Source organism: Escherichia sp. E4736 (assembly GCF_005781225.1).
Lineage (GTDB): Bacteria > Pseudomonadota > Gammaproteobacteria > Enterobacterales > Enterobacteriaceae > Escherichia.
Window position 1 is genome coordinate 1 of the sequence record NZ_VATT01000042.1, and the last position, 16,993, is coordinate 16,993.

The window sequence follows — 16,993 nt, forward strand, 5'->3', positions numbered from 1 at the left end:
TTTTTTATCCACGGTGACGTCAGTCACTTTTGCCGAAGTGCTGTCGGCAGTAAAGTGCAGACTTTGTGAACTTACTGCGCTACCGCTCGCGGTGCTGGCAGTAACCACCACATCCCCGCTTGAGGCTGACGTCAGCATGACCTTGCTGTAACCACTGGCATCGGTGGTGTTCTGCTCGGTGCTGAGTACCCCTTTACCGGACGTAATGGTCCACTTCACCGGGCTGCCGGATACCGGATGCTGGTGCGCATCGCAAATCAGTGCGGTCAGCTGAATGGCGTCGTTCAGGTTGGCAACGGCGGTTTCTTTACTGGTGTTAAGCGACGTTACCGCAGCACTTTTATTATCAACCGTAAAATGCAAGGTCGGGGAGGTCATCTTCTGCCCCTGGAGGGCCGCCGTCAGTGCCACATCTTCCACAGCAGAGGAGCTAACTTGGGTGGTGGCTTTGCCTTCATCATCCGTCAGCGCGGTTGTCGGGGCAAAATGCGCGGTAGTACTGAGGGTACTCCAGTCGATCTGGACATTTTTTAATGGGTTACCTAACGCATCTTCTGCAATAACGGTTAGCGTTGCGCTCTCTTTCCCGTCGGCCAGCAGCGTGGTCTTATCCGGTGTAATATTTTTCAGCACGGCGCTTTTGGCGTCGGCCGCAAAAGTCAGAGGAACGGAGTGTTTTGGTACCGCTTTCCCGGTTGTCTTGTCTCCGGTGGTGGCGGAAACAGTAACCTGTCCGGCACTGGTGGAGGTGAGAAGCATGGTTGCCACGCCATTCTCGTTGGTTTGGCTCTGGCTGCCAGCCAGATGTGCCGTGGTACTACCGGAACTAATGGCCCAGTTCACGGTCTGATTCGATAATGGGTGGTTGCTGGTATCGGTCACGATGGCCTGCAGGATGATAGTGTCCTGGCCATTGGCGATAGCACCGGTTTTATCGCCATCAATCTGGCTGATCACTGCGTTGGCATTATCCGCAATAAACTGCAGCGCTTCACTTTTAATAATTTCGCCGTTATCGAGATGGGCGCTGATTGTTGTACTCAGGAGCTGGGAACTGGTCAGCGAGATGCTGGCGTTCCCCTGGGCATCGGTGCGAGCGGACGTTGCCGACAGGAGAGCTTGCGCATTATCCGTGGTCCAGGTAACGGGGACGCCCGATACAGGATTTCCCGTTGCATCCACGATGTGCGCCGTGAGGCTGATGGCATCTGTGCCGTTAGCCAGTGCTGACGTTGCCGATGCGGTTATCCCGTGGGCAGCAAAGCGCTCGCTGGCAGCGGGAGATTCCAGAGTAATGGTCGTGCTGCTAATCTTCTGAGTCTTGTTATAGAAAACATCAACAGTTGTCTGCCCAGGCATATTGCCGGCATGGAAGGTAGTGACATATACGCCGGGCGAGTTTTCTTTAAACGCCGAGATACTGGCTGGCACCTGCGTTGGTGCGGTTGCCGGAGAGAGGCTGGTTTTCTTTTGCAGCCTGGCTTTCTTTTGTGGCTTCTGTTGTTTTGAGTTGGCTTCCGTGATTTGAGCACTGAGGTTAGCTGCCTGACCTGTGATTTTCTCACCACTGGCGGTGGTCAGCGTCACGCTAATCGGTGTGCTGCTTACTCCGTCTGCTGGTAGCGTCATTTTAGCGGCGCTGGCGGTGGTGACTGCGTGTTGAATATTAAAACTGTCAACCTGCACAGTCATGTACGCCGGGGGCGACTGGTTACCTTTCGTATCCAGAGCTGTCGCGGAAACAACATAGACATTCTTCACGGCGTTGCCGGTATGATAATGCGGGAGCGTGACGGACCAGGCGCCATTTTTCTCGCTGATGTTGCCGCCGTTTTTCAGCAGACTGTCGGCCTGCCAGTGGATGTGATCAAGCGGATATTTGCTCTTCACCTGCACATTTACCGGCAGGGTCATAGATTCAGTGCCGGAAATTTTATCCTGCAGGGTCAGCCAGATAACCTGTTGCTTACGGTACTCCAGCACAATGTCGTTGTTTCTGTTTACCAGCTCGTAACGGCTACCCATCAGCGTTCTGCTGGCGCCGACGGCGTCTGGATCGAGATGACTCGCCAGGGATTCGCCCATCTTCCAGTTGAGATTGAGGTTCACCTGGGTGTCGTTCTGATCACCTTTACCCATTTTTTGGTTCAGGCCCACGGTCATCAGCGGGAATGGCGTGTAGTTGACGCCCAGCGTCATGGCCCACGGGTTGCTCAGGCGCTTATCACTGCTGTTCTGCGAGAGCGCCACTTCCTCACCAAAGTATTGTTCCCACGCCAGTTCTGCACCTAACTGTGGATAAACGGGTAAATAACCCTCGGCGCGAATGTCATAGCCATTGGCAACACGTTCCTGATAATCGGCATAGCGTTTTGAATTTTTCCAGCCGGAAAGTCGGCGGTAACCGTTTGCGCTAAGGCGGAAGAAATCGCTGCCCAGCTCTGTCCCGACGCCCAGACGCTGATGCTTATTACCGGAGAGCTGCTGGTCGTAAAAAGTGTTGACGCCCCACATCCAGTGGTCAGCAAAGTAACGATAACCAATACCGATATTGACGATATCGCGGTCATCATTGCGGCGGGCACCAACTTGCGTAAACAGGAGATCCTGCTTCTTGTTGTCGTAGAGAGGCACCAGAAGATCTACGCTGGCATTATTAAGTGCCATTTTGCGGTCCAGCGTTGCATTAACTTTGGCAGTTCCGAACTGCTGCAACCATTGCTGCACTTCACTGGTGGCAATCGACGAGGTGCTGCCGATGGCAGAGGAGATCAATGCATCTGTTCTATTGCTCTGTTTTAATAATTCGGCAGTGCTGGTAAGAACTGAGGCGATTTTTTTATCGTCTTCATCATCCTGTGCTGTTGTTTTCGCATCGTGCTTTCCTTTTGCTTCTTGTCCGGACTTATTCTCTGGCGAATTCGTTACTGCCTGAGCAGGGAACGTAAAGACAAAGGAGTTCATAAAAATAACCATGAGCTGCAAAAATATTTGCAGGCAGGCTGTGAGTCTCTGTTTCATAATAACATCAGTCTGTTGTTTGAAATTTGTTAATAGACGGCGGACAATATTTATTTATCCGGACTAATCTTCCTTAAGGTGCTTTATTATTCTGTTCATTTTGTCTGAGACAGACACACGAAACAGTGTGTAACTAAATTCATTCAAGTGCTGTTGTAATAAATTTGGTTTTTGCTCACCCCTCCAGCTACATGTTACTGATAATAAAAACTAACGAATGTTAATGATTTTCTGTTGATAATGGAATGTTAGGATGATTATGTGTTAGTGCGTTTTTTTCAATAAGAACATGTCGTTGCGCGCGTCTATTGTTATAATTCCTGGTAGAGGGGGCGTTAACAAGAGAATATAGGTCTGTCTGCTATGTGAAATTACAGCATAAAATTCCGTTATTGATATGTTAGCTGGTGAGGATACTGTTATGATTTATCTCTGATTTATGTTTATATTTAGTGATATCAATGGGTTGATTGGTTGTTGTATTTTCATTTTGTGACATTTCATACTGATTTTTGTTGTCTGGTTTCTTTTTTGTCTAGGGTGTTTATCTTAATTTTTTTTTGGTGATGACAATTGTTGGGCTTAAAATGATAAATAAGCGCAATTTTTTGTGTGATTTGATTTATTGTTGTAATGAAATGTATGGCATTATAACGATATGGCTATGCTATTTATCTGCTTTAATACTCTGTAATGCCGAACTTAAAGGATTTGATATCTTCAGGTTTGAACACCGTTAAAGGACGTAATTGGCTAACTGAAACGTTGATTAAGGTGGCAGTGAAAATATCAGAATCCAATTAGGTTAAATATATTCATTAATGGCAGCATTTCCACCATTTATTATGGCTAATTGCTGTTGCGGTATAACTGAACAATTTATCGGTGCACAAATGTCAGTCAGAAGACATACACCAGGTTATAAGGATGAGAGCGATGTTGAAAAGTGTATTACTTACCGGGGCAGGTTTACTTGCATTAATGCCATTGGCATATGCTGACCAGAGTGTCAACTTTTCTCCTGAGAGTGTGTCAGTTGGAACTTCTCTTTCGGTGTTAAACGGGGAGTCTCGCGAATTTGTTTATGATGAAGGTGTGAAGTCGAGCCAGCTTAACTGGAAAATAAACAATGCGCCGGTTATTAAAGCTGGAATTACCTGGGACCCATTATCATGGTTGTCGCTGAATGCTAATGGGTGGACGACGTTGGCATCTCGCGGTTCTGGTATGGATGATTATGACTGGTCTTATCCTTCGCAAAGCCACTGGAGCGACAGGTCAAGCAGTCCTGACACGCATCTGAATTTCGCTAACCAGCTTGATCTGAACGTAACCGGCTGGTTGCTGAATGAAGATAATTTGCATCTCGGCGCAGTGGTTGGGTATCAGGAAACCCGTTTCAGTTGGCTGGCTGAGGGGGGGCATTATACCTATGATAATGGTGCGAATGTGGGCGATTTCCCGCGCGGTGAGCGCACCATTGGTTACCAGCAGAGATACCGGGTGCCTTACTTAGGGCTGACGGGGAAATATGTTTACCAGGATTTTGATATCACTGCACAGTTTAAATTCAGTCCGTGGGTAGAAGCTCGCGACCACGATGAGCATTACATGCGTGACCTGAGTTTTAACGAAACTGCCAGTAATTCAAACTATTACTCAGGAACTATCAACGCGGGATATAATATTACTTCCCAGGCTCGTGTCTTCACTGAATTGAGCTGGACGCGTTTCTCTGAAGGCAGGGGGGACTCAACTGTGCATGATAAAGTCACAGGTGACTCTGAACATTACAATGATGCTGCAGGTATTCAAAACTATAACTACGCCATTGGCGCAGGGATTGAGTACCGCTTCTGATGGTTAAATGCGTCTTCGGGGGGCAGTAAACGCCCCCGAATTTAAATAAAAATTACGTAGTTACAACATCCTGATAATTTACCCATCCGTTGCAGCAGCCGTCTTGCCAACATTAAGTACCTTTAGTCAGTAACTCTCTGGTGAAAAATTCAGTTATCCGGTATGTATAGCAATTGCTACACAGCAATAATCTGCTATGCTGTATAGCAAATGCTATACGGAGTGTTACCATGAAATCAGATGTCCAACTCAACCTTCGCGCCAGAGAATCCCAGCGGGCGCTGATAGATACGGCAGCAGAAATTCTGCATAAGTCGCGCACGGATTTTATCCTCGAAATGGCTTGCCAGGCCGCAGAGAATGTCATTCTTGAACGCAGAGTATTTAATCTGAACGAGGAGCAGTATGCCGAGTTTATCGATATGATCGATGCGCCGGTAGAATCTAACCCAGCATTAGAAAAACTTCTGGCAAGGAAACCACAGTGGGATTTGTAACTCAGCCTGAACCTTTATCGAGTTCTCATCAACTTGCGGAATTTGTTAGTGGTGAGGCTGTTCTGGATGAATGGTTAAAACACAGGGGATTAAAGAATCAGGCGCTTGGGGCTGCGCGGACGTTTGTTATCTGCAAGCAAGAGACAAAACGTGTAGTTGGTTATTACTCACTTGCAACCGGTAGTGTGAATCATGTCGAAGCAACGGGAAATATTCGCCGTAATATGCCTGACCCCATACCGGTGATTATCCTGGCTCGTCTGGCGGTCGATCTTTCGTTCCACGGTAAAGGACTGGGCGCCGATCTGCTTCATGATGCGGTGTTGCGCTGCTACAGAGTAGCTGAAAATATCGGCGTTCGCGCCATTATGGTTCATGCGCTTACCGACACTGCCCGACGCTTTTACCTGCACCATGGTTTTAAAGCATCACAAACGCAGGAGAGAACGTTGTTTCTCAGACTGCCGTAATAATGGGGGGCAAGGGAGATTGAAATGTGCATACTGAAGCCCTCCAGATACGATATTTAACATAATCTTTGTTATATGTACTTTAAAATCAATAAGTTACTTTTTTATGCGATTCATTGTACGCACTTAGGCATGGCTTGCGATAAATGTCACTCGGCCCCAGTCGGTTAACAGAACAGCAATATAGAACATTAAGCGCGATAGGTCAGTTATAGACGCGGACGGCGCTGTTGAGTGTCTGCTGTGAAGCAGACATTTAATTAAATAAATGACGGGATAACGATATTGCTCGTTCTCCACGGTTTACGGATTTTAAGCAAAGCTTTTTGTAAGTTATCAATTGTCACAGATCCAAGAGCAATCCTACAACGCTTATAGCGTTTATGCCTTGGGGTATACCCTAACTGTGCGACCATCGCTTACCACAAGCGAAAATTTCAATTTCATCTGGCGTGAGCCAACAACAATGAATAGCGGGTCCTTTGGGTTTCGATCACCGGTAGTTACGGTTAATCATCTTCTGCTGTACCAAGGGATGAAAAGGCTCAGGGTTCCTCCCCAGAATACGCCATCAATAAGTCCTGTTACACCGCCAAACAACATACAAAAACTTGCGGATGACCGTAATCCCGGTTGCAGATAAATGGCTGAAGTAAGTATGAACTTCATGCAAAAAGTAATCACAATCAGCCCCAGGGTCAGCGGCGTCCCAGCCCTGATAATCATGCCCGGATTATCTGAATCTCTCAGCGGTGGCTGTAAGCGCCACAACCTGTATCCAAGAGCCGTGCCTGCGAGCAGTCCTGCTGCCATCATTGAAAGGCTTGCGCCAGCAAGTGCTGTCTCAGTGATAACACCATATGCCCCCCAGACAAGAAAAAGCACTGGGAGAAAAAACAACCGCCTGATTGTCATCTCCCGGACATAAAGAGCAGCAAAGCCGCGTCGCAGTAAAAAAGCCAGCAGGATCCATATCCAGACAGGTGTATCTCTTAAAAAGATTGCAATATTCATAAGTTGTCCCAGTTACGAAAGTTAATCTTTTTCAGTACAGGTGAATCGGCACACCATTACTTTTCAGTGGTATTGTTATTCGATATTTTATTTCCTGACCGAAGAATTTTCTGCAACCTGCGTTGTTGCCATAAGGCGATTTTCCCTCGCATGATAAACACGCGTATTCCCCTGAGTATGACAAGTCCTCCCCATATAACAGCTACCACAACGGACCAGTAACTTTCCGGGGTAAACAGAGAGTTAATTATCATTAATGCTGTGCATACCAGAACAGCAGTAACCAGAATCCGATAAAACCGGGTTTCCTGTGCTACCTGAATTTTGGCTTCGCTGATGCGTTCATCAAGAGCCTGGCTGGCAACGTAAGTCTCTTCCGAGAGATCAGAAACATTTATATCAAAGGCTGAAGCAATCGCACTGAGTGTTTCCAGACTCGGCTTCTGGCCTTTTTCAGTTCGCTGCACAGTCCTTACAGAAAGAGAGGCGACTTCAGCCAGTTGTTCCTGCGACCATGCCTTTCTCAGACGATATGTTTTCACCTTTTCAGCGACAGTCATCATTGTTCCCGTTCTCTGCAATGTCTGTGACAATAATACTTGCACATCAGTCCGGCACCGTATACGACACCACCATGACAGCAAGGCGACACGCCAGTGTCATAAGGTCGGACCCCTGCACATTCAGTTGGGTCTGGGGTTGGGTGACAGCCGCAGCTTCCCGTTCTTTCCGTCGACTTCCAGCATCAGCGGAACGTCTGAATTTATGCTGAATATAGAGAAACTGAAGTAAAAGAGGAGCAGGGTTACCCCTTACTGGTGATGCCGCAGTAATGATGATTATCTCGTCTTATCCGGATTCCGGTCACAAGGTTATGCTCCGTTTTTGTGGATAACCAGCTGTCCGTCAGCATGGATCAACATATCATTCACCCGGCATAGTGGATTACCTACATACGGCTCGCGAGTCCTGCGACCAGTGTCTGTCATGATGGTGGACGCAGGGCTACCTGCGGCAAACTCCGATTCAGCCATGAAGCACACTATACCGGGTGCGCACTTTCACTGGATCCACTACACAGGGTACAGCTTTCACTTCAGTATCATCGCGTTATCAGAGCCGATCATCATTCACGATACACTGTACCAGGTAAAGTTTCCTAACCGTGCCATCACGCTATCAGGTATGGTGGCAATGACGTGATCCACTATATCGGGTACTGATCACATTCTTGGCTAAAATACACACAAAACACACAGAAAAGTCAGAAGAAAATGGACTGCATCGGGGTAATGGGGCTGACGCCACCCGGTGTAGTGGAGATGCACTATACCTGTATGGTCGTTTTTATCCGCGATCGCGGCTATCGCAGTGTTTATCCCGTAAAGCGGATAAAATGCGTTTGCAGATTGACTTTATCCTCACTAAAGGATAAAACTGAAAATATCCCCTACAGCGGATAAACTTCTTGTGGACGTATGGCATGATAAGCTTTCCGATGATCTATAGCCCAACGCAATTAGCAAATGCAATGAAACTGGTTCGTCAGCAAAATGGCTGGACGCAGAGCGAGCTGGCGAAAAAAATCGGTATAAAACAGGCGACCATTTCCAATTTCGAAAACAACCCTGACAACACCACGCTAACAACATTTTTTAAGATATTACTGTCGCTTAAGCTATCAATGACGCTATGCGACACGAAAAATGCCTCGCCAGAATCAACTGATCAGCAAGATCTGGAGTGGTAATGCCTAAACTTGTCACGTGGATGAACAACCAGCGGGTAGGTGAGTTGACGAAGCTGGCCAACGGTGCCCATACCTTTAAGTATGCGCCGGAGTGGTTAGCCAACCGTTATGCCAGGCCATTGTCGCTTTCGCTGCCATTGCAGAGGGGGAATATCACCTCTGATGCCGTATTTAACTTCTTCGATAACCTGTTACCCGATAGCCCGATTTTACGCGACCGGATCGTTAAACGTTATCATGCTAAATCCAGACAACCGTTTGATTTATTGTCAGAAATAGGGCGAGACAGCGTTGGCGCCGTGACGTTATTACCAGAAGACGAAACCGTAACGCGCCCGATAATGGCATGGGAAAAGCTTACTGAAGCCAGACTTGAAGAAGTATTAACGGCTTATAAAGCAGATATCCCGCTAGACATGATTAGGAGGAAGATGACTTTCGCATCTCGGTTGCTGGCGCGCAGGAGAAGACCGCGCTGCTCAGAATGGGCAATGACTGGTGCATTCCGAAAGGAATAACGCCGACGACGCATATCATTAAATTGCCGATTGGTGAAATCAGGCAGCCCAACGCGACGCTCGATCTCAGTCAGAGTGTTGATAATGAGTATTACTGTCTGCTGCTGGCAAAAGAATTCGGGTTGAATGTTCCCGACGCAGAAATCATTAAAGCGGGAAAGGTGCGCGCGTTAGCGGTCGAACGCTTTGACAGACGCTGGAATACTGAACGAACGGTTTTACTTCGCTTGCCGCAGGAGGATATGTGTCAGACATTCGGTTTACCTTCATCGGTGAAATATGAATCTGACGGAGGCCCAGGCATCGCGCGGATCATGGCGTTTTTAATGGGGTCCAGCGAGGCGCTTCGCGATCGTTATGATTTTATGAAATTCCAGGTATTCCAGTGGTTGATTGGCGCGACGGACGGCCATGCGAAAAATTTCTCTGTGTTTATCCAGGCCGGCGGTAGTTATCGACTCACGCCATTTTACGACATCATTTCAGCATTTCCGGTATTGGGTGGCCCGGGAATACATATCAGCGATCTCAAACTGGCAATGGGGCTTAATGCATCCAAAGGCAGAAAAACGGTAATCAATAAAATTTATCCGCGACATTTTTTGGCGACAGCAAAGGCACTGAAATTCCCGGAAGTGCAGATGAATGAAATCCTGAGTGACTTTGCCAGAATGATTCCCGCAGCACTGGATAACGTGAAGACTTCATTATCGGCAGATTTTCCGGAGAACGTGTTGACGGCAATTGAAACCAATGTGTTGAGGTTGCACGGTCGGTTAAGCCGAGAATATGGAAATGAGGGTATGAATTGATTAGATAAATTGATGTTTTTACAGATTTTGCTGCTGTTTCAAGTGTCTGATCATCACCTTTCCCTCTGGCATAAACTCGGTCCCATACCGTACAAGTCCGATACCTCTCAGTTCCGCATCTATGGCGTAACGCAGCTCCCCGGGCACTTGCTGTTCGAATAAAGTTACATTAAGGGACTGCAAACGTGGTTCATACTTGAGTAGAACACCGGCCAGCGTATCGATTAGCTCGTGGGCTGTTCCGGGCATGCCTTGCAGAATTTTGGTCATATCCGGCAAACCATAATCTGGTAGATGAGATATGGTCCCGGCCCGGGCGTTCAAGATACGCTGGATGTTATCCAGCACGGATAAAATGACCTGGTCTTCTTCGTTTACAACTTCAAGGGGAAGATCCCCTGTAAAGTTGCCAGTGAGAATTTCATATAACGATGGGGATTTTCTATTGGACATTTAGACCTCAAGAATCCGCTTCAGAGTCTTTAAAAAGCGGGAGGCCTTGAGATTTTCTCCACACCCTCACAATTTTGATAATATTATTGGGGTTCCCGTCTTCTGGTGATTCAGGATAGGCTATTAGGTCTCCTTGCTTAGGGTGCTCAGTAATAACTATGAAATGGTACATGAGCTTATCTAAGTAAGTATCTAATTCTTTCCCTTTTAGAAACTTATCTTTCCTTGTTGCTTTTCTAAATTCATGTAAGAATTCGAGAAATTCATTTTCAGTGTAATCATTAAACGTACGCATAAATTCAAACATATTTTTCTGTCTGTAATTATGGATTTAATAAAGTGTCATTTACTCTTGGAATTACATAGGGTTATAACGTTCTAGTTTAAATATCTTTGAAAATAGGAAGGCTTTGGGATATTCTCCAGTTTAAAACTGCCTCAATCAATCCTTCCGGAGTACATTTTGAATTATCCTTTGGGTGAAATATTAAATCGCTCTTTTCAGGATGCTCCGTGATTTTGTCAAAGTGATTCGATAATTTTGTCAAATAATCACTAAGAGACTCCCCCTTTGGCTTTGCTTTTCTTGAATTCTTAAAAAATTCATTCAAAAAAGCAAAAATTCTTGTTGTGTATATTCTGAAAATGAGTTTTTAAGTTCCATAAATTACCTTCTATTCATTTTGTGTGGTTTTATGAATCTTTAAAAAGAGCTAATCCATGGTTTTTTCTTGATTTTTTATTTCCTTAATTACGGATTCTGGATTGTCTTCTTCTGGGTGTTAGGGTAATATATAAAATCACTCGCAGTAACTGAGCCAACTAAGTAAATGATTTTATCCAAAAGCTTGTCCAAATAATTTTCTAATTCTGTATTGCTTAATGATTTTTTTGATACTTGCTCGGGATAGAATTCACTTACAATTTCGGTGAATTCGTTCTCTGTATAATTGGAAATGTTTTTGCTCATCTCAGTTACATTTATCATTTCGTGTCTCCTATTTACCATAGTGAATAAATTTATGTTGAAATCGTGATGCCGATTTTACCATTCACACTGGTCTGCGCCAGACCGCATGGCATAAACCTCAGAGATCATCTTGGGCGAAAGTCATTTTGCGGGAATGATGTTAGTTATGGAGAAGTAGGAATTCCTTTAGCTCATTAGATAAATTTTTTTGCTCTACGTAATGTTTTTTCTTTTCCAGAGATAGCCTCCCCCAGAAAGGGTGCCAATATATACTCCACCATACTTCTATATCGCCTTGTAGACTTCCGAATGTTTCTACATCCCGGTTAGGGAATACAGTGCTCGGTAGCGGTGGTTCTAAATATAAAGCGTAAATATTATCAATGAGGTTGTTGTCATTAGTTATTATATCTACTGCTGTTTGCCCAAATTCTTTAAATTGATAATAGTGAAGAGTGCTGTTTTTGAGCGAATAAATAGCTTTATTGCTTGTTATCTTTTTGTTGAACCTTTCCTCGATCGTATCAACTAGCTTTGCTAAGTCATCGGATTTAATCATGAACCTGGTTGAGTATGCATATACCCCGCTCCCAACAAAAAAGAATGGTGGGTATCTTCTTTCTGAGTCTGGGATTGTGATAAAGGTATTTTCAGAATAGATATCCTGAAGGTTATTTTTTTTTTGCTAAATAAACGATCGAAATTAATTTTCATCAATATAATCCGCAACCAAGTCCGCTCCATAATATCCAGCGACTCCGAATATCATTCCCCAACAAGTCCATTTTTGTTACTAAATTAAGACCGTTACGCAGCAGTCATGATGATATTCTATTCATGATTCTTTGACCTAGAAGTCCTTAAATAATGGAAGCTCTTGATATTTTCTCCATTTAATTATTTCATTTAATGCATCTTCAGGCGAATCATTTTCAGGTGTGTCTGGGTAGTATATAAAGTCACTAACTTCTCCGGTCCCAACCAGTACAGTCAACATATCAAGGAGATTATCTAAATAAGTTTCTAGCTCGTTACCCTTAGGTGATGACGATGATCTATGTTCTGAGTAAAATTCATTCAAGATTTTCATGAATTTATTTTTAGTATAATCTTCCAATTTGTTTTTAACACACCTATTGTTAATCATAATCAGCTTTGCATTCCTCATAATGTGCAAGCAGAAATGTTTGGTTAGATTATCTCATCAGATAGCCATATTGAGTTCAGGTATTAATTCTTAACTATCTTTAAAAAGTGGAAGCCCTTGGGATTTTCTCCATCTTATTATTTCCCCGATCACCCCATCAGGGCTATCTTCACGGTCGTCTGGGGGATAGAATAACAATCCATTACCTTCAGGGTGATTTACAATTAGGTCAAAGTGCGCAACTAAATTATCTATATACTGCTGCCGCTCTTTTCCTTTTAATTTTTTTGGGTTCGTGAAAAATTCATTTAAAAAGGTTCTGAACTCATCCTCTGTATAATCCTCAAGCTTTGGCTTAAGCTCCATAAATCACCTATTTTTCTTTGAGTGTAAATTAATATGATTTCTAACTGTGTTTACGCGCATGTTTTCAAAGTCATAAACAGCCCCACCATCAATAATACGTTCTATATGGTGTATTTCAAATCTTTTTCTTCCACCAACTTGTTCTGGCACTATGCTGAAAGGAGCATTCCCATCTCTTATTTCCATCTGGTTAACCCTTTTAAACTGACTCATCAATTCAGGACATTCTGCCACAGCAAGCCAAAACTCTTCTCTAAAATGGTCAAAGTTACGGAAGGATTTTCCTCTAAGTTTATCAGCAACCTGCGCAGGTACAGGTGCCCCCAGACCAGAGCTCGCAGCCTCAAGCCATTTCTCTGAACCTGATAGCGTCTCCCCCTTCCCTGTTGCCACACCTGGCTCATCCCTCGCGGTTTTGAGATAAACATAAATCGGCTTAATCCCTGAATCCGCAGGGAACACCAGAATGTAATCGTTAAGATCGCGTTCTTCCGGCACCGGGAAAGGTGGTGTCGTGTATTCATCTTTACCGTCAGGAATTGGCGTGACGAGTATTGTTGCCTGGTCTATTGGCTTGATGTCGCTGCCGGTATGTGAGGGAAGGTCACTGCCCTCAGGTCTCTCTGGCGTCCAGGTAATCAGCGGACCATCGGCACCGTGAGCTGGAGTGAACTCATATTGATTATGCTCACTATTCCACACCATGTTTGCTGTGCGGACACCTTCATACGGGGTACCTTCACCCGTATGGACGCCATAGACCCGCATGTTGCCCTGTTCATCCTGGCGCCAGAAGAATCTCACCCGGGTTGTCGCTTTTGCCCCGGTGATGGCTTTCTGCCGCAGCTCTTCCTCGTACCAGAATTCATCCCGGCCAGGAACCCTGTCACTCCCCTCGCCCGCAGATGGAACGTAGAGTGCGGACATCATCGCTCCTACATACGGAATTCCCCGGGCCGCGCCCAATACGCCGGTCAGGGACCATTCTCCCCAGACCTGGGTCATCACGCCCGTAGCAGCCCCAAGAGCAAGTGGTGCAGCCGTTGCCTGAGCGCCCCCGGCGTCAGGCTTACGCTTTTTGGCTGACTGGGCATGCTGAACGACTTCATCATCTGCATGCTCATGCTGATGGCCATAACCGCAGCAGTCGTCCTCGACAGGCTGGGCAAAAATTGTCATCTGTCCAAAGTTATCAACGGGCTCTTCGGCAGTACCGGCATCCGTGCAGCCTTTCTCCTTCAGGCAGGATTTTGCATACACCGGCGTCACCCACGGGGTGAGCGTTTCGGGATTGAATTCTCTCATGGTCGCTGGAGGCGGTAAGGATACGGCCTCCGGAGGTTTAGCACTGGCTGATGCCGCCATCGTCCTTTTCACCTTCCGTACATACGACGCTGTCGTACCATACTCGACCTTCCCGGCCTCAAGCTTCAGATAACTGCCACCACCAATCAGCGTGATACGTTTTTTTCCGGCAAAGGAGATGTCACTCGCTGAGCTCAGCGTCAGCTTCTTCTCAGCGAACAACCGCATACTGGCGTTTTGCGCCTGGACATCTATTGGCCCTTCCCCGGATTTCAGGCTCAGTTGACCGGTGCGGGCAAAGAGCCCCAGCTTCTCCCCGGTCAAAGCGGTCGCATTGCCCATCACTCCAGCACTGAAGTCTTCTCCGGCGTTAAGCGCAAGGTTCCGGCCCGCGGCCAGCTGCATATCTTCTCCACTGGTCAGTGCCATGCCTTCCGGCGCCGAGAAAAGCACCGCTTCATTGAGCGGTTTCAGCCGCTGCTCAAACATCTGTATCTGGCTGTCGACATCCCCCTTCAGCGCCAGGGCCTTTTCTGCGGCCATTTCCAGCTGTTGCAGTTGCTGATTAAGCCTGTCGATTTCCTTCAATGCAGCATCCATGTCCAGAGCATCACCCTGCGCTTTCGCCTGGACATCCGCAGCGACAAAGAGTCCCTTTCCTGCTCTCAGGACTCCCCACTCATCGGTGCGCAGCTCTGTGCCTTTACCGCGAAGTTGTCCTTTGCTGTTCACCAGGTGCCCGTTGTTGAGCTGCGTTTTACCGTATTCCGTGGCGAGTTTGATGTGCTCCTCACCACGCTTGTCTTCCATCCGCAATTTTGAGTTGGCCGGTGTCCGGAGGATGTTCCGGGTATGATTGTCCCGGTTCACAAGATCGGGATGTTCGGAGTCGTGTAGTGCACAGGCGATGTACGGCAGATCAATATCGCCATTGCTGTACGCAATCGCCACTTCGGTGCCATCGATGAGCGGCGTATGCCAGCCCAGCGTTTCACCGGCATAAGGCTTCGCCATCCGCAGCCAAAGGTAGCCGTAACCGGGTTTCGTCCCCTCCCGGTCGAAGTCCTGCTTCACCCGATAGCGCCCCTGCTCGTCCAGATGTGCGTAGGTATCATTTTTTTCGCGACTTTCGATCCGTGCCGGAAGCGTACCCGCGATGACCGGACGCGGGATCTCTGCCGGACGGAAGCAGTAACGTTCGGTGTAAGGCTGGCCCCAGACCGACACATGCAGACGGGAATCACGGGCGCCCCGGAAGGTCACCAGCGTAAGGATGACGCCCTCTTGCAGGGCCGTAATGACATCGCCCTGCGGCTCCAGCACCTGCCCGGGTGTGAGGTGTGCAGCATTGCTGAACAGGTGAATACGGGCCGACCTGTTGAGCTCCCGCTCGTGGTGAAGTCGGGCCCAGAACGCGCCAGATTCGGTTTCCGGCTCCGGGCTGGCATCGTCTCCCGCTTCACGATAAGGGGCTGCGTAGCGGTAATGCTCCCCGGTGGTGACCACATCATTACGCACGCTGACCGCCGCATTCATCGGCATGGTGGCTGTCCGGTAGTTGTAATCACGCGTGGTGACAGTGCCGGTGGCAATGTTGTGCCAGGTCCGCACATCCCAGACCGATTCTGCCACACTGTCGAACAACCCCGACGGCTCGCTGTAGGGCAACTGCACATCAAACTGATAGTTAAGCTGGCTGTCGGCCAGTATGTAAGTATCCAGACCGCGCACGTCGTCCATCTCCGTACGCCAGTAAATACCCACCTCAGACAGAATGCGCTGAATGAACTGCAAATCCGTTTCCCGCCACTGAGTGATAATTTCACGTGGTGGGTAGGTGCGCTCCAGTCTGAATTCAAAATCGGGACCTTCCAGACCGTGTTTACGCAGCACCTGCTCAACCACCTCAGGAACAGACTGGTTCTGATAGACCACGCACTGTCGGGTATATCCCAGGAGCGCCAGGCGCGAACTGATCGTAAGCCGGTAGTGAGACTGGTCCTTTGAGGTGGAAAGCCATTCCAGGCGGGTCACCATGCCGTGCACACTTTTACCGCTCCGCATCCGGAAAGAGGCATATTTCATCAGCACCTCTTCCGGGGGGATATTCGCCTGAAGCGTTGTGAACTCGATGTCCCAGCTGAAGGGTTCGCTCAGTGCTTCCCTGCCGTAAAAGCGCAGAACATCCGGCTTCACTGAGCTGTCAAAAATATCCAGAAAATATCGGGTCTGTCCGTCAAAAAGCGCTAACCAGTTATCCATCACGTCACTCCTTCACCGGCACGAGGCTGAGCCAGCCATCACCCAGTTCAATCGTGCGGGGGTTGTCCGGGTCCAGATCGTCACGGGTCAGCACCAGGCGCCAGCGGTTGTCCTTCTGATCCGGGCGGTTAAATAATCCCACCACCGCCACGAACTGAGCGTCTTCATCCATGGGCATATTGAGTGTCATGCTGCCTTCTGGCATCACCAGCAGCTCTTTAGACGCCAGTACGTCGTCTTTAAGTACCGTATCGGCATTGCGCAGCAGTGTCTGGTAATCGGCGGCATCAACCGCTTTACGATCCCTGAGCTGATAAACTCTCACCATCGTTGCCAGCGGTGTCTGTGCGCCATCAGCGTTAATGGCCGTACGCGGGGTAAAATCCAGATGCAGCGTTTTGATTTTCTTGTAGAAGATGGATTTCGTGATGCTGACCGTACCGTCCGTCACAGCCTGAGTCAGACCGCAGCCAGCGAGCAGGCTACAGGCAATAAGCGTCAGCGCCCACCAACGGGTTACTGTTGCCATTCAAAAGTTCCTTTATTGA

14 protein-coding genes and 2 pseudogenes are annotated in these 16,993 nt (G+C 47.4%); 5 read left to right on the forward strand and 11 right to left on the reverse strand.

Translation table 11 applies throughout. From position 1 onward, the window contains the following. On the reverse strand, window positions 1-2,964 hold a 2,964-nt coding region (locus FEK46_RS21940), incomplete at its 3' end, for an inverse autotransporter beta domain-containing protein (RefSeq protein ID WP_171021381.1). A gap of 993 nt (window positions 2,965-3,957) precedes the next feature. On the opposite strand from FEK46_RS21940, the gene FEK46_RS21945 reads away from it, so the two are divergent. The 3 genes from FEK46_RS21945 (at window position 3,958) to FEK46_RS21955 (ending at window position 5,848) form a co-directional block, all read left to right on the forward strand. After that, window positions 3,958-4,881 carry an omptin family outer membrane protease gene (locus FEK46_RS21945; protein WP_130261399.1) on the forward strand — a complete coding sequence of 308 codons (924 nt, stop codon included), beginning with the start codon at window positions 3,958-3,960 and terminating at the stop codon, window positions 4,879-4,881. A gap of 230 nt (window positions 4,882-5,111) precedes the next feature. Next, entirely contained in the window at window positions 5,112-5,378 is a 267-nt protein-coding gene (locus tag FEK46_RS21950) for a DUF1778 domain-containing protein (RefSeq protein WP_130209503.1), read from the forward strand. Next, entirely contained in the window at window positions 5,366-5,848 is a 483-nt protein-coding gene (locus FEK46_RS21955) for a GNAT family N-acetyltransferase (RefSeq protein WP_130209501.1), read from the forward strand. Before FEK46_RS21950 ends, FEK46_RS21955 begins: the two co-directional genes overlap by 13 nt. Window positions 5,849-6,361: 513 nt before the next feature. Here the strand turns inward: FEK46_RS21955 and FEK46_RS21960 are convergent. From FEK46_RS21960 to FEK46_RS23500, 3 genes are all read right to left on the reverse strand, one after another. After that, window positions 6,362-6,862 (reverse strand): DUF6622 family protein, encoded by a 501-nt coding sequence (locus FEK46_RS21960; RefSeq protein WP_130209499.1) that lies wholly within the window; start codon window positions 6,860-6,862, stop codon window positions 6,362-6,364. A gap of 56 nt (window positions 6,863-6,918) precedes the next feature. Beyond that, window positions 6,919-7,422, reverse strand: a complete 504-nt coding sequence (locus FEK46_RS21965; RefSeq protein WP_130209643.1) for a helix-turn-helix domain-containing protein — start codon at window positions 7,420-7,422, stop codon at window positions 6,919-6,921. Between the two features lie 312 nt (window positions 7,423-7,734). Beyond that, window positions 7,735-7,896 (reverse strand): hypothetical protein, encoded by a 162-nt coding sequence (locus FEK46_RS23500; RefSeq protein ID WP_165382765.1) that lies wholly within the window; start codon window positions 7,894-7,896, stop codon window positions 7,735-7,737. Window positions 7,897-8,345: 449 nt separating this feature from the next. Here FEK46_RS23500 and hipB point away from each other — a divergent pair, with 449 nt between their 5' ends. After that, window positions 8,346-8,612 (forward strand): type II toxin-antitoxin system antitoxin HipB, encoded by a 267-nt coding sequence (hipB, locus tag FEK46_RS21970; RefSeq protein ID WP_130209497.1) that lies wholly within the window; start codon window positions 8,346-8,348, stop codon window positions 8,610-8,612. Beyond that, a pseudogene (hipA, locus tag FEK46_RS21975) lies at window positions 8,612-9,942 on the forward strand (type II toxin-antitoxin system serine/threonine protein kinase toxin HipA). The gene hipB and the pseudogene hipA overlap by 1 nt, the downstream one beginning before the upstream one ends. A gap of 18 nt (window positions 9,943-9,960) precedes the next feature. On the opposite strand, the gene tssE reads toward hipA, so the two are convergent. The 7 genes and pseudogenes from tssE to tssJ all read right to left on the reverse strand — a co-directional run bounded on the left by tssE (window position 9,961) and on the right by tssJ (window position 16,974). Next, on the reverse strand, window positions 9,961-10,395 hold the full coding sequence (gene tssE, locus FEK46_RS21980; protein WP_130210702.1) for a type VI secretion system baseplate subunit TssE: 435 nt from the start codon (window positions 10,393-10,395) through the stop codon (window positions 9,961-9,963). 7 nt (window positions 10,396-10,402) lie between these two features. Next, window positions 10,403-10,702, reverse strand: a complete 300-nt coding sequence (locus FEK46_RS21985) for a bacteriocin immunity protein (protein WP_130210704.1) — start codon at window positions 10,700-10,702, stop codon at window positions 10,403-10,405. 823 nt (window positions 10,703-11,525) lie between these two features. Beyond that, window positions 11,526-11,924, reverse strand: coding sequence for a hypothetical protein (locus tag FEK46_RS22000; RefSeq protein ID WP_135560358.1), 399 nt, complete (start codon window positions 11,922-11,924; stop codon window positions 11,526-11,528). A 678-nt stretch (window positions 11,925-12,602) separates the two neighbouring features. Continuing rightward, window positions 12,603-12,878 carry a bacteriocin immunity protein gene (locus FEK46_RS22010; RefSeq protein WP_130259208.1) on the reverse strand — a complete coding sequence of 92 codons (276 nt, stop codon included), beginning with the start codon at window positions 12,876-12,878 and terminating at the stop codon, window positions 12,603-12,605. A 3-nt stretch (window positions 12,879-12,881) separates the two neighbouring features. Then, a complete protein-coding gene (locus FEK46_RS23855) occupies window positions 12,882-14,183 on the reverse strand; it encodes an S-type pyocin domain-containing protein (RefSeq protein ID WP_346763853.1) in 1,302 nt (433 codons plus the stop codon). A 27-nt stretch (window positions 14,184-14,210) separates the two neighbouring features. After that, window positions 14,211-16,445, reverse strand: a pseudogene (vgrG, locus tag FEK46_RS23860) (type VI secretion system tip protein VgrG); the annotation flags it as partial. A gap of 4 nt (window positions 16,446-16,449) precedes the next feature. Beyond that, window positions 16,450-16,974 (reverse strand): type VI secretion system lipoprotein TssJ, encoded by a 525-nt coding sequence (tssJ, locus tag FEK46_RS22020; protein ID WP_135383422.1) that lies wholly within the window; start codon window positions 16,972-16,974, stop codon window positions 16,450-16,452. Window positions 16,975-16,993 lie beyond the last annotated feature (19 nt).

Coding starts and splice junctions, on each gene's coding strand:
- FEK46_RS22010 (WP_130259208.1), bottom strand. CDS start 12,878: ATGGAGCTTAAGCCAAAGCTTGAGGATTATACAGAGGATGAGTTCAGA.
- FEK46_RS21965 (WP_130209643.1), bottom strand. CDS start 7,422: ATGACTGTCGCTGAAAAGGTGAAAACATATCGTCTGAGAAAGGCATGG.
- FEK46_RS21945 (WP_130261399.1), top strand. CDS start 3,958: ATGTTGAAAAGTGTATTACTTACCGGGGCAGGTTTACTTGCATTAATG.
- FEK46_RS23855 (WP_346763853.1), bottom strand. CDS start 14,183: ATGAGAGAATTCAATCCCGAAACGCTCACCCCGTGGGTGACGCCGGTG.
- tssJ (WP_135383422.1), bottom strand. CDS start 16,974: ATGGCAACAGTAACCCGTTGGTGGGCGCTGACGCTTATTGCCTGTAGC.
- hipB (WP_130209497.1), top strand. CDS start 8,346: ATGATAAGCTTTCCGATGATCTATAGCCCAACGCAATTAGCAAATGCA.
- FEK46_RS22000 (WP_135560358.1), bottom strand. CDS start 11,924: ATGATTAAATCCGATGACTTAGCAAAGCTAGTTGATACGATCGAGGAA.
- FEK46_RS21950 (WP_130209503.1), top strand. CDS start 5,112: ATGAAATCAGATGTCCAACTCAACCTTCGCGCCAGAGAATCCCAGCGG.
- FEK46_RS21960 (WP_130209499.1), bottom strand. CDS start 6,862: ATGAATATTGCAATCTTTTTAAGAGATACACCTGTCTGGATATGGATC.
- FEK46_RS23500 (WP_165382765.1), bottom strand. CDS start 7,896: ATGGCTGAATCGGAGTTTGCCGCAGGTAGCCCTGCGTCCACCATCATG.
- FEK46_RS21985 (WP_130210704.1), bottom strand. CDS start 10,702: ATGTTTGAATTTATGCGTACGTTTAATGATTACACTGAAAATGAATTT.
- tssE (WP_130210702.1), bottom strand. CDS start 10,395: ATGTCCAATAGAAAATCCCCATCGTTATATGAAATTCTCACTGGCAAC.